We start from the raw sequence: 13,299 nt of genomic DNA, 5'->3' as shown, positions 1-13,299 counted from the left end.
CGCGTGAGGACACACAGCCTGACCCGGCCGGACGGCCGGCCCCGGCCATTACGCCGTCGGCGGCATGTCCGCCCGGCACCCCGGCGGCCGGCGGGGGCGGGCCGCTGTCGAGCAGGAGCCGATCAGGAGATATCTTGATGTCGAGCAATGTTGCAGACGTGGAGCGGAGCACCCGGTGACTGACTCGACCATCATCTATACGCACACCGACGAGGCGCCTGCCCTGGCGACCCACTCGTTCCTGCCCGTGGTGCGGGCGTACGCCGGGGCAGCCGGTGTCGCCGTGGAGACCCGCGACATCTCCCTGGCGGGCCGGATCATCGCGAGCTTCCCCGAGTACCTCGAGGAGAGCCAGCGCATCGACGACGCCCTCGCCGAGCTCGGCGAGCTGGCCAAGACGCCCGGCGCCAACATCATCAAGCTGCCCAACATCTCGGCCTCGATCCCGCAGCTGAAGGCCGCGGTCGCCGAGCTCCAGCAGCAGGGCTACGCGCTGCCGGACTACCCGGACGACCCGAAGACCGACGAGGAGCGCGACATCCGCGCCCGCTACGACAAGGTCAAGGGCAGCGCCGTCAACCCCGTCCTGCGCGAGGGCAACTCCGACCGCCGGGCCCCCGCGTCGGTCAAGAACTACGCCAAGACGCACCCGCACCGCATGGGCGCCTGGTCCTCCGACTCCAGGACGAACGTCGCGACCATGGGCGTCGACGACTTCCGCTCCACCGAGAAGTCCGCGGTGATCTCCGAGGCCGGCGCGCTGCGCATCGAGCTGGTCGGTGACGACGGCTCCACCACCGTCCTGCGCGAGTCCGTGCCGGTCCAGGCGGGCGAGGTCGTGGACGCCTCCGTCATGCGCGTCGCCGCGCTGCGCGAGTTCCTGACCGCGCAGGTCGCCCGCGCCAAGGCCGAGGGCGTGCTGTTCTCCGTGCACCTCAAGGCCACGATGATGAAGGTCTCCGACCCGATCGTCTTCGGCCACGTCGTCCGCGCCTTCTTCCCGAAGACGTTCGCGAAGTACGGCGAGGTGCTGATCGCCGCCGGCCTGACCCCGAACGACGGCCTGGGCGGCATCTTCAAGGGCCTGGAGGCCCTGCCCCACATGGGCGAGGAGATCCGGGCGTCCTTCGACGCCGAGCTCGCCGAGGGCCCGGCCCTGGCGATGGTCGACTCCGACAAGGGCATCACCAACCTGCACGTCCCCAGCGACGTCATCGTCGACGCCTCCATGCCGGCCATGATCCGCACCTCCGGCCACATGTGGGGCCCGGACGGCCAGGAGCACGACACCCTCGCCGTCCTCCCGGACAGCAGCTACGCCGGCGTCTACCAGGCCGTCATCGACGACTGCCGCGCCCACGGCGCCTACGACCCGGCCACCATGGGCTCCGTCCCGAACGTCGGCCTCATGGCGCAGAAGGCCGAGGAGTACGGCAGCCACGACAAGACCTTCGAGATCCCGGTCACCGGCACCGTCCGCCTGGTCGACCAGGCCGGCAACGCCGTCATCGAGCAGACCGTCTCGGCCGGCGACATCTTCCGCGCCTGCCAGACCAAGGACGCCCCGATCAAGGACTGGGTCAAGCTCGCCGTCACCCGCGCCCGCGCCACCGGCGACCCGGCCGTCTTCTGGCTGGACGAGACCCGCGCCCACGACGCGCAGCTGATCGAGAAGGTCAAGGCGTACCTGCCGGAGCACGACACCGAGGGCCTGGACATCCGCATCCTGGCGCCGGTCGAGGCGACCAAGCTGTCGGTCGAGCGCATCCGCCGCGGCGAGAACACCATCTCCGTCACCGGCAACGTCCTCCGCGACTACCTGACGGACCTCTTCCCGATCCTGGAGCTCGGCACGAGCGCCAAGATGCTCTCCGTCGTCCCGCTGATGAACGGCGGCGGCCTCTTCGAGACCGGTGCCGGCGGCTCCGCGCCCAAGCACGTCCAGCAGCTGGTCAAGGAGAACTACCTGCGCTGGGACTCGCTGGGCGAGTTCTTCGCGCTGGTGCCGTCCCTGGAGCACTACGCGAAGACCACCGGCAACGCCCGCGCCCAGGTCCTCGCCGACACGCTCGACCGCGCCACCGCGACCTTCCTCGAGGAGGACAAGTCGCCCAGCCGCCGCCTCGGTGGCATCGACAACCGCGGCAGCCACTTCTACCTGGCCATGTACTGGGCCCAGGAGCTGGCGAAGCAGACCGACGACGCCGAGCTCGCCAAGGCCTTCGCGCCGCTCGCGGAGACGCTCACCGCCAACGAGCAGAAGATCGTCGACGAGCTGATCGCGGTCCAGGGCTCGCCGGCCGAGATCGGCGGCTACTACCAGCCCGACCCGGCCAAGGCCGCGGCGGTCATGCGCCCGTCCGCGACCTTCAACCAGGCCCTCGCGTCCCTCGTCTGACGCGGCCCGGGGCGGGCGCCCGCGACGGCGCCCGCCCCGCCCCTCCCGACGAACCGTTCCGCCCCGGCCGGGCCCGCACCCGGCCGGGGCGGAGCCGTTCCCGGCGGCGGGTCAGGCGTCCACCAGACGGTCGAAGGCCAGACCGCTGGAGCCCTCACCCCGGCCGGTGGTGCGGCGGGCGCCGAGCCAGACGACGACACGGCCGTCGCTCAGCCGGGTCCGGTGGTACGCGAGGGTGAGTGCGGTGCCCGCCCGCGGCACCTCCTCCTGATGGACGAAGTAGGGGGCGGCCGGGGTGCCATCGAGGCCGGGGCGCAGAAGGGTGGTGCGCGGCCGGACCTTGGCGGTCGGCGTGGTGGCGCCGCCGTCCAGGAAGCGGGGGAGGGCGGCGCGCTGAAGCTGGATCCGCCGGTTGTCGCCGGGCACGTGAACGGGGACGAAGGGGATCCAGTTCTCGGGAACGGTGCTCATCGCCCGGTAGGCGACGGGCGCCACCGGGGTGGCGGGAGCCGGCGGAGGCAGCAGCCGGCGCCGGTGGGCGAGGGTCTCGGCCGCGGCCTCCGACCCACGGCGGCCCTCGCCGGTGGCCAGGGGCACCGTGCGTTCGATGCCCCAGACCATGTCGGCGTTCTCGTCCCGGATGAACAGCACCTCCTCCAGGGGCGGCCCCTCGACGCTGCCGACGGTGTTCGGTGGCAGGAACAGACTGGTGTCGGCCGGTGCGGGACCGGTACCGGCCACGTCCAGCTCGTACATCGCCCAGCGCTGCCAGGTCTCGTCGGAACCGCTGCCGGCGGGGGTGACCCACAGGCGTTGCCCGAACACGTCCGTGACGGCCAGTCCGTCGAGCGCGGCCAGGGTCCCCACAGGCAGGTCGCAGGGCAACAGGAACCAGTCGTTGCTGAACACCAGGGCGAACTCCAGGAAGAGCAGCCGCACCAGGTCCGTGGTGTCCGGCGTGACGGCCGAGAAGTTCGCGTTCCCGTCCTCGAGGGCCCACCAGCGGGGCAGCGGCATGCCCGGGAAGCGGGTGGTGCCGGGGAAGACGGTGCGGGTCACCGACCCGGTGGCTGCGCCGTCGTGGGCGGCGGGTGTCTGCGGCACGGTCCGGGGCACGGCTGTCCGGGGCGCGGCGGAGAAGGTGTACCAGTCGAGACGGCCGCCCGGATACTCCTGCGCGGTCAGCTCCCGCTCGCCGGCGGTGGCGGAGAAGATGTGCTCCAGCCGGCCCGGATCCCAGGCCGTGGGCCCGGAGGGCTGGGAGAGGAGGTCGTCGAACCACGCCACGAGACGCCGGCCCGCCGCGTCGATCTTCTCCTTGTGCCCGGGCACCAGCACGGTGACCCCGTCGGAGGCGTTTCCGCCGTCCTTGACGTGCCGGAAGAGGGAGTAGCCGTCGATCGCCCGGCCGGCCACGGCCTGCAGCGTGGCCCATACTCCGGGGTGCGCGACGAGCTGGGTGTCGGCGTCCGCGTTCGGGTCCGGCCGGCGGATCGGGTAGAGGTCGAGGTAGGCCCGTCGCAGTGAGGTGGGTACGGGCGGCACCACCGTGGACAGCAGCTTGAACCAGCGGTGGGCCAGGGCCAGCCGCAGGTCGTAGGAGACGGGGTCGGTTCCGATGACGAAGGGCACGGCGCGGTGCTCTGCGACCGGCTCCACCGGCATGCCGTCCGGGAGGTCCACCGCGTCCGCCTCGCCGGGCCGCAGCCGGTTGAGGGAGGCCGTGGACAGGTGGTACGTCGCGCTGACCGGTGACCCGGCGTCCTGGCCCTGGAACTCGCCGAGCTGCCACTGGCGGCTGAGCATCCACAGCGCGTCGCGCACCTCGGCCCGCAGCGCGCGGCCGAACTCGGTGGTGCGTGGCCGGCCCTCGACCCGGTTCCAGACGGTCACCGTGGGGAAGAGGCGCTGGGCGCACGCCGCGCGGATGTCGGTGATGGGCTGTGCGGGCATCAGGTCTCCACGGGCGGGTTGTTGGCCGCGAGATCGGTCGAGATCGTGATGGGGTGCGGCGTGGCGGCGAGGACGGTGGCGGGCAGCAGCTGGGAGTAGCCCGTGCGGTCGAGGTGCCCCGGCTCCACGGCCCGCGACTTGGCCAGGTCGAGCGTCTCGTTGAGGGCGGCCACGATGTCCTCGGCGTCCCAGGTGCCGGTCCGCTGCGGCGGGGTGACGAGCAGCATCGACTGCGGGGGTTCGGCGTCGGGACGGTCGTAGTGGAAGGCGATGCCCGTCGTCTCGACGGCCTTTGGCACGACTTCCGTCCACGCGTCGAGGAGCAGGCCGCACGACGGGCTGTTCGCCGCGAAGGGAGTGGCGTAGTGCGCGGTGTACAGCAGCCGGTCTCCGTCGATGGTGTATCCCGTCGGCAGCTCCAGGGCCAGCCAGGGGTCGCCGTCGTGGTACGGGAGCTGCACGGGCGTCAGATCCGGCTGGAGACGGCCCACGGCTTCGGCGAGTACGGTGACGCGCTCCCACAGGTGGGGCCGCTCGCGCACACGGGCCATGCCGTGCAGCCAGTCGTCGACGGGGAAGTCCCGCTGGAGGTGGGCGGTGAGCCGCCCGTCGGCCGCCGCGTCCTGGGCCTTGCTCCACTCGGCGCCCGTGCCGGCCGGTACGGTGAACTCGCCGGTGACGACGGCGTCCTCGCCGAGCAGCGCCCGGATCGCCGTGGTGGCGGCGGCCACCCGGCCGCTGCCGCCGGCGGCAGCGTCGTAGTCGGCGAGCGCGGCGTCGGCGGCGGTGAGCCGGCCGACGGTCGCCCGCAGGGTGCCGCGCGCGCGGTCGAGCAGGACGGTGCAGTAGGCGACCACCTTGTTCTGGAACGGGGTGATGTCCAGGCCCGTGGCGTCGAACTCGGAGAGCGGCAGCAGCGCGGCGACGTCCGAGAGCAGGCCGCTGAGGGTCCTGCCGCGCTGGGTCGCGATGTCCTGGAGCTTCTTCAGCCGGTCGGCGAACTTGTTGCGGCGGTTCTTCACCGTGGCGCGCAGCTGGGCCGGGCGGGCCGGCCGCGGGCTGGTCGGGGTCGTGGTCAGCAGCCGCTCGATCCACTGGAGCCGGCGGAAGCGCTCCTCGTCACCCGTGGCGGGGGGCAGGGTGTCGTAGTCGGCCAGGGCCGCGTCGGCCTTGTCGAGGATCGCGTCCATGCGCCCGGCGGTCTCGGCCACCGCCGCGAGCAGCCCCGCGTACACGCCCCGCCGCCAGTCGAGGAACTCGCTCCAACCGCCCCGCGCCAGACCGAAGGTCCCGGCGGTGTTGAGCAGTCCGCCCAGCCGGCTCAGAAACGTGTCGATCCCCGACAGCAACTGCGCGCGGTGTGCCACCGGGTCGGTGACCAGCGCGCCGAGGTCGGAGATGTAGGACTCCAGCGCCGTGCGCAGGGCGCGCATCAGGTCGGCGACGCCGGCGGGCCGGGCCCGGGGCAGATCGCACGCCTCGTCCAGGGACGGGTCGACGGCCGCGCCGGTCGCCGCGGGCACCAGGTCGGTGGGTTTGAGCGGGCGGGCGGCCAGGAGCAGTGTCCGCAGGTCCGCGATCAGGGACGACAGCTCGAAGAGCGTCGTCCGGCCGGGGACGGCCTCGGTGTAGGCGATGGTCAGGACCGTGTCCGGGCGGAGGTTCTTCGCCTGGAACACCAGTGCCGCGATCCGGTCGTCGAGGTCCGTCATGGCGGGGTCCTCCGCCGGGCGCACCGCCCACAGCAGGTCGACGGGTTCCAGATCGAGATCGTTCCCGGAGACCGTGTACGGCGGCTGGGATTGTCCGGTCACCGGGTCGTCCCAGGTGACGAGGCAGGCGATCTCGTTGGGGCGGGGCAGCAGGTCCGCCAGCCACGCGGCCAGCCCGGGGTCGGCCTTGGCACGGGGACTCTTCATCGGCGCGGGGTTCTGGCCGGCCTTCAGATGCAGACCGAGGCGGTGGGTGAGCGTGACGCCGCTGCGAGGTGTCTCCATGACGGCCGGCTCCGGGGGGAACGTGCCCTTGGAGTAGGCGTCGAGCGTGGCGGCCGCGCGGTCGGTGTTGCCGAGCACCGTCTGATGGACGCCCTCGGCGACGGCCAGATCGGCCAGCGCGTCGTGGATGTCGAGCAGCCGGTCCACCTCGGCGTTGATCGCCTTCGCCTCCGGCTCGGTCGCCTCCGGCAGCCCGGTCAGCCCGAACGGATAGTCGCGGTGATCGACCGGGAGGCCGGGGATCAGCCGGGTGACGTGCCGCACCAGCGCCAGTCCGTCGATCACATTGCGGGCCTCGACGACCTCGATCGCCGTGCCGGGGGGCGGCTGGGTCCCCGGAAGCTTCCCGGCGACGAGCGGGAAGACCTGCCGCAACGCCGTGATGAAACGGTCGGTCTCGGCCAGCTCGTAGCCGTCGTGCAGACCGCGCTCGAACCGGTAGCCCAGCATCGCGCCCACGCTCTGCCCGCCGCGGATGCCCTCGATGACGGACCGGGCCTCGCGCATCCGCCGCGAGGTGAGGTTGACGGCGAGCGTGCCGGGGTTGGCCCGTGACGCCTGGGCCAGGTATCCGGTGCGCAGGACGGCCGCGGTGGCGGCGTGGTTCAGCGAGGGCGCGTGTACGTGACCGCCGTTGTCCGGGTCGCGGAGCAGGGGAGCGGAGCCGGGCGGGGTGAAGACCGCCGCCAGCTCACCGGTGAGCGTCACCGTCTCCAGCGGCGTGGCCCGGGGACGGACGTCCTCCAGCCAGCCGTACGCGCCCAGGTGCAGGCCGCGCCGGGGTGGTGCGGTGCCGTCCGGCCCGTACCGCATCTCGAACAGCCGCTCGGTGGCGAGACCGAGCCGCCAGGCGTCCAGCCGGTAGGCGCAGCAGTCCAGGTGCTCGGCGAAGACCCGCTCCAGTCGTGCGGTCGGTGCACCGGCCAGTGTCTCGATCGCCGTGAGCTGTTCGGCGAGCCGCAGGGTGGCCGGATGCCGCCCGAGCACCCGGGGGATGTAGTCGACCAGGAGCATCGTGTCCGAATTGGTCACGAGCGGTGCGGGGGAGTACAGGCGCCCGAAGCGGCTCTCGGTGGTCTGTGTCCGCATGCTGACGTGGACGAACGGCGCCTCCCGGCGGCCTTCGAGGAACGCGGCCGGGCTCTCGCCCGTGCTCTGGGCGAGCATCCGCAGCGCGGCGTCGTCGTAACCGAGGAGGACCGCGTGCCGCAGCATCAGATACAGCAGGGCGGTCGGCGCCGCCCCGTCGGTGAAGCCCTGCTCGGTGCGGATCACCTCGAGGGTCTTGCGCCCGTTGTCGGCCAGCCACTTGAGGTAGTTGGTCCCCGTGGTGGTGCAGGGCCGGACCGGGGCCGTCTCGGACAGTGGCCGGTCGTCGATCAGCGGGCCGTGCAGCGCCTGCTGGGCCGAGGTGAAGAACCGGCTGGTCAGCTCCGGCGCAGGACTCGCCGGGTCGTACCCCAGCCGGGTCAGCACGGTCCGGATCCGCTCCTCCACCCGCAGATGGGCGAGGGCGTCCAGCACCTCGGAGCCCTTCCCGGCGAGGTTGCGCCGGTTGAAGTAGTCCTCGGTGCTCTGCGCGAAGCGCTGGTGGAACTCCACGGACGTCGCGTGCAGCCCGAGGATGTCCAGCAGCATCTGGTCGCCGTCGCCCTTGCCGCCGACCCGGGAGATGCCGGGGACGAACGCCGCCCAGTCGTCGGCGGCGGCCGTCAGCAGCTCGTGCAGCGCCCGGCGGTGCGCCGCCGACGGATGCCGGTCGGGCCAGACCAGCCGGGAGAACGCCGTGGTGGGCAGGACACCGTACGGCTGCCGGCCCACCTGGATCGCCGGCGCGGGCCCCCGGCCGCTGACGCAACGGGTGAAGAACTCGCGGGTCTGTTCGACGACCGTCTCGTCGAACATCGGGTGGAGCATCGTGTGCAGGTGATACCCCCAGGTCGCCGGCCACAGAGCGGCGTTCATCGCCCGCGCCTCCTGCTGGTCGGTGCCGTCGGCGTGACGTACCTGGGCGAACACGCCGGGGTCGACGCCGAGCAGTTCGGCGAGCCACTGCCCGTCGGTCTTCCCGGCACCGGCCGGGGCGTGTTCGAAGACGTCCGCGAAGCTCGCCTCCGCCTCGTCCTCGCGGCCGTGCGCGGAGGGCGTCTCCCCGGTGTTGTTCGTCGGCGTGCCCTGTGGCACCAGCCGGTAGCCGGACCTGCCGTGGTACTGCGCGGTGATCAGATGCTCCAGTTCGGCCCGGCTCTGGTCGGGCGCCGACCGGGTCCGCAGCCCGAGGACCAGCAGCCGGTCGAGCCCGCCGCTGATCGCGCTCGTCAGCGGGACACGCAGGCCCATGCCCTGGTCGACGGCCGTGCCGAAGTCGGTGAGCCACTTCAGGTCGTCCGTGACGCGCAGGCCGCCGCCTGCCGAGCGGAGCTGCCCGGTGGCGGCGGCGGACGGGTCCGGGGACACCGCGAGATCGCCCGGCACCGCGGAGCCCTCCTGACGGAGCACCTCCTCGCCGTCCACGTAGCCGATGACGAGGAACCGGTCGGGCAGCAGCCGCGCGCGTGCGGCCCGCGTCCACGAGGACGGCCGCGTGGTGATGTCCGCGGTACGGGGCAGCTGGAGGAAGGCGACCTTGGCGCTGTCCCCCCGCTCGTCCAGCCCGTAGGGCCGCTGCGCGCGGATCGCGGCGGCGTGCTGGGCGCCCACGGCCCGGTCCAGGGCGGCATCCGCGGCGCGTACGGCCGCCGGGTCACCGTGCGCCTGCCAGATCGCGAGCCAGTAGGTGGCGGCGGGCGTCCGGTCGGCGACCGGCAGCGGGGCCTCGGCGGCCACCACGAGGATCACCTGGCCCGGATGGTCCCGGACCGGCTCCTCCCCGGGGTTGACCGGCGGGAAGTTCCGCACGAGCCAGGCGGCGCGCCCCGCGCCGAAGGAGGCGACCGGTTCCCGCCAGGCGGCCAGCCGCCGTGCCCGGTCTCCGCCGGCCCGCCACATCCCGGTCCACAGGCGGGCGACGGCGGTGAGTTCCGCCGCGGTCGGGCCGTCCTCGAACGCCTCGACGGACCACTCGTCGGGAAACACCCGCACCAGCAGTTCCGACGAGGTGAAGCGGGTCTCCACCCGCAGCGGCCCGAGCAGGACGGGATAGTCGTCGCTCATGGTCGTGGCCGCGGTGGTGCCATCACTCATGCTTGAGCATCTCCCTGGCGTGGACGGCGACCAGGACGGGGGCCTGGTAGAGCAGATAGGCCGCGTCGGCGGCGCTGATGTTCGGATTCCAGGTCAGGGACCGGTCCTCGGCGTGCTGTTCGGCCTTCTCGGGGCGCTCCGGCGGGGGCGCGGTGAGCGTGAGGGTGGGCGAGCCCTGGGCGAGCGGGATGTATCCCTTGCCGGTGGGCCGTACGTCCGGCCACGCCAGGTCGTTCCACACCTCCAGGGCGCCGTCGCGCGAGAGGTCGAGGCCGAAGCGCGGCTCACCCGGCCGCTCCTTGATGACGAAGAACCACCCGGCGTCGTCCTCCGGCTGTTCCCCGGAGTCGCCCAGCGCCTCCTCCTCGGTCAGGTCGAAGCCGAAGAAGTAGACGTCGGGTTCGGCCTTGGCGTCGAACACCGGCATGCGGACCTCGGAGCGCTGCGGATGGTCCTCGTCCGCCAGGGTGATGAGCCGTCGCTGCCGTCCGGGGCCCGGCGGGCCCTGCCAGACGGCCCGGTGCGCGTAGATCACCGCGGTCGGGTACTTCTTCAGCAGCTCACCGCGGATGACGAGCACCAGTTCGTTCCGTACCGGCCCCGAGGCCTGACGGTGGTACTGGTCGCCCAGCGCCGCCCGCCTGCCCCAGGTGTGGAGCGGCGGGACGTCCCGCAGCCGCTCCCGCGCGTCCCGCGGGTCCTCCCCGGGCCGGGGGAGGACGACGCTCACGTCCCAGAACTGCCGGAAGGTGCTGCCGCGCTGGTCGGTGGGGAACTCGCGCCACAGCAGCTCCCGGGCCATCTCGTGGTTGAGCCCGGCCAGATACGCCTCGATGAACCGCGGGTTGGTCTCCAGCAGCGTGATGCTGTTCGGCGGAACGAGGTTGAGGTTCGGCAGGAAGAGCTCCGCGGACCGGTCGATCAACGGCTTGTACATGGGCAGATCAATCACCGGATAGGCCATGATCTCGCTGACCTCGGGCTCCGCCGCGAGAGCCGGCCCGCCGGACGGGATCGTGATGCCGCCCAGCACGCGGCGCGCCATGGTGAGGTCGGGGTGCAGCTGAACGGAGGCCACCGCCGCGAGCACGCCCAGCCCGGCCTTGGTGCGCGGCGGCAGGGATCCGGACGCCGCCGCGTCGCCGAACGCCTGGTAGAGCTCCTGCAGCGCGGTTTTGAACCGCACGGCTTCGGGGCTGTCGGTGTCACCCATGTGCGGGTGGACGTCCTCGCCCGGGAGCGAGACCACGAAGTCCGGGCTCTTCGGGAGCGTGCCCACCGGGTCGCCGCTCAGCGGGGCCTCCGTCTGCTCCTTCCCGAAGTGGGGCCCGGGCGGGAAGACCTCGTGCTCGACGTTCTCCACCAGGACCGTGCCGGTCGGGGCCTTCTTCTCCGGCGCGGCGGTGATCTTTCCGTCGTCGAGGCGGGACAGCACGGAGGGCGGGGGCGGGGGCCCGGGCGTGTCGAAGACGACCGCGCCGCCGGGTCCGGGGTGAGAGGGCGGCGGGGGCGGCGGCGCCGGCGGTGCGGGAAGCCGGCGCATCAGACGCGACCCCGGCCGGGTGATCCGGCGCATCGCCGCCGACACGGGTGCCGTCGCGATGGGGCTGACCGAGACCCGGTGGGCCACGGTGACCCGGTCGCCCAGCAGCCGTCCGTGCACGGGAGCGTCCACGGTGAAGCCCCGGTCGCGGGCGACCCTGCGCAGCGGCTCCAACTGCCGGGTGTGGACGGAGAAGGCGACCTCCCGGGCCAGCTGGGCGGCCCGGATCCGCCGGTTGGCCTCCAGGACCTCGCCGATCTGCTCCCAGGCCGCCTGCATGAACTCTTCCTGGTACTGCCGGACGATCTCGGTGCCGAACCCGGCCGCCACCCGGAACCTCGGGTCGAGGTTCAACCGGTGCACCCAGTTCTCGTCCTCTTCGAGCGGAGCGCCGTTCCGGTCGGTCAGCAGCCGGTTCGTCAGCGCGTGCCAGCGCCCGTACAGCGGCGGTGTGACGACCGGGTCCACATCGTCCGCGAGCGCGCTCAGCCCCGTGGCGCCGGCCTCGGGACGGACCCCCTGCACGGCAGCCTGCCGGGCCGCCCGGTGGGCGGCGGGCGCCGACTGGGCGGAGTAGGCGTCACCGAGGTTGATCAGGGCCGCGAGAGCCTTCTGAAAGGGATGCTGCGGGTAGGGCAGGTCCCACTGCTCGAACCGCTTGGCCTCCTCCTTCTCCTGGTCGGTGAGGTCGCTGTCCGGGACCTTGAGCGCGCCACCCAGCCGCAGGATGCCGCCGAGGTTGGTGATGCCGGGCAGATCCGCTCCCGGTTTGCGGACGTCCATGTCGCGGTTGCCCACCCGCGCGTTGACGCCGCGGGGTTTGAGCAGCCGGACGAGGTACTCGAAGTCGCCCGTCGTGCCGGTGCGGAAGGACCAGCGGTGGTAGTAGCACAGCCGCCCGGGTTCCGGCCGGTCCGGGTACGGCACCCAGCTCGACTGGAGCGCGTTCGGTGACCCGGCGGGATCCAGTCCCAGCCCGGCCAGCCGTCCCGTCTCGAAGGCGGGTACCAGGAACGCGTGGTAGCCCTCGTCCGGAGCGAGCCGTCGCGGGCAGACCAGACGGGAGCACGCCAGGTCGGGGTTCTCGTCGAGGACGGCCTGCAACCGGGGCAGCACCGCGGCCATGTCCTCCGAGACCACCTCGGCGGCGGACGCGGTCACCGGCCGGTTCACGTGCACATGGGCCCAGGCGCCGAGCTGGTCCGCGGGCGGCAGGACGCCGAGGTCGGGCACCTCGATGAACGGAAGGGGGCGGTCCGGGTCGGTGACGGTCGCGCCGGCCTCCTGCTCGGTGAGCACGACGAGGGCGAGCCACGGCAGCAGCCGCCGGGTCGCGGTGCCGGGGCCCGCCGGGCTGTACCGCCAGGGGAAGTCCTCGTGGTAGAACTCGATGAACGGCAGGAAGTTCGGTTCGAAGTTCGTGACGAGATCGCGCGGTTCGGTGCGCACGATCGCCCGGGGGTCCACGCCGATCACGTCGCCCGGGCCGTACAGCTCCACCGTGTGCGGTACGTCGATGGTGCGCGTGCCGCCGCCCTTCACGTTCTCGCCGGTCACCCTCAGGGTGACCGGCACGGTGGCGCGCCGGCCCGGCCCCGGCCCGTCGGCGATCCGGGTGGAGATGCCTCGCCGCAGCCACGACAGGAACGAGTACGAGTTCGTGGTCACTGGGCCTCCACGGTCGGGATGACGTGCAGGGTGCCGGCCAGGGAGGGGTCCTCGGCGAGCAGGTCGGCGAGCCGGTCGTGGGCCAGGGCCGCGCTGGCGAAGACCGGTGCCGCGCCGTCGTGGGTGCCGACGGCCTTGTTGTCGAGGGTGCCGGCGACCGTGAAGGTGTCGCCGCCGACCCGCACGTGCTCGGTGAACGGTTGCCTGAGTGCCTGCTGAGCCTGCGACAGTGTGCTCCGGCTGACGCTGTTGCCGCCCATCAGATGGGCGAACAGGCCGCTGCTGTAGGCCGTGAAGCGGTCGACGCTCCGCCGGGAGGTGTCGATCACGATCTGTTCGTAGCGCGCGCTGCGGCGCACGGCCCGGGCCGAGGCCAGTGCCGTGCCGTCCGCCGCCAGCTCGATGCCGCCGGTCTGACGCTCGAAGGAGGGCCGCGACAGCTTGGCCGCGTCGTCCATGTCCTGGAACTGGGCCAGGGCGAACATGTCCGGGACGTCGGCGACCTTGTGCAGCCCGCTCCCGGTCACGTCGACGGTGCAGCGGTTGACGTCGTTCGG

At 72.7% G+C, this 13,299-nt stretch carries 4 protein-coding genes and 1 pseudogene; 1 reads left to right on the top strand and 4 read right to left on the bottom strand.

The features are described 5' to 3' along the window. Positions 1-175: 175 nt before the first annotated feature. A complete protein-coding gene (locus tag AB0K09_RS20600) occupies positions 176-2,398 on the top strand; it encodes an NADP-dependent isocitrate dehydrogenase (RefSeq protein WP_366066828.1) in 2,223 nt (740 codons plus the stop codon). Positions 2,399-2,509: 111 nt separating this feature from the next. On the opposite strand, the gene AB0K09_RS20595 is transcribed toward AB0K09_RS20600, so the two are convergent. From AB0K09_RS20595 to AB0K09_RS20580, 4 genes and pseudogenes are all read right to left on the bottom strand, one after another. Further along, on the bottom strand, positions 2,510-4,351 hold the full coding sequence (locus AB0K09_RS20595) for a hypothetical protein (protein ID WP_366066827.1): 1,842 nt from the start codon (positions 4,349-4,351) through the stop codon (positions 2,510-2,512). Then, complete coding sequence (locus AB0K09_RS20590; protein ID WP_366066826.1) at positions 4,351-9,531, bottom strand: hypothetical protein; 5,181 nt, start codon at positions 9,529-9,531, stop codon at positions 4,351-4,353. The genes AB0K09_RS20595 and AB0K09_RS20590 overlap by 1 nt, the downstream gene beginning before the upstream one ends. Beyond that, the gene (locus tag AB0K09_RS20585; protein WP_366066825.1) at positions 9,524-12,742 is read right to left on the bottom strand and encodes a hypothetical protein; all 3,219 of its coding nucleotides are present in this window, start codon (positions 12,740-12,742) and stop codon (positions 9,524-9,526) included. The genes AB0K09_RS20590 and AB0K09_RS20585 overlap by 8 nt, the downstream gene beginning before the upstream one ends. Further along, positions 12,739-13,299 (bottom strand): annotated as a pseudogene (locus AB0K09_RS20580) (hypothetical protein); the annotation flags it as partial. The gene AB0K09_RS20585 and the pseudogene AB0K09_RS20580, both read right to left, overlap by 4 nt.

Source organism: Streptomyces sp. NPDC049577 (assembly GCF_040675635.1).
In the GTDB taxonomy this organism is placed as follows: Bacteria; Actinomycetota; Actinomycetes; order Streptomycetales; family Streptomycetaceae; genus Streptomyces.
This window is presented reverse-complemented; position numbering and strand designations above follow the sequence as displayed.

Bases quoted from the DNA above. Each gene is read 5' to 3' on its own strand.
- AB0K09_RS20590 (WP_366066826.1), bottom strand. From the start codon at position 9,531: ATGAGTGATGGCACCACCGCGGCCACGACCATGAGCGACGACTATCCC.
- AB0K09_RS20595 (WP_366066827.1), bottom strand. From the start codon at position 4,351: ATGCCCGCACAGCCCATCACCGACATCCGCGCGGCGTGCGCCCAGCGC.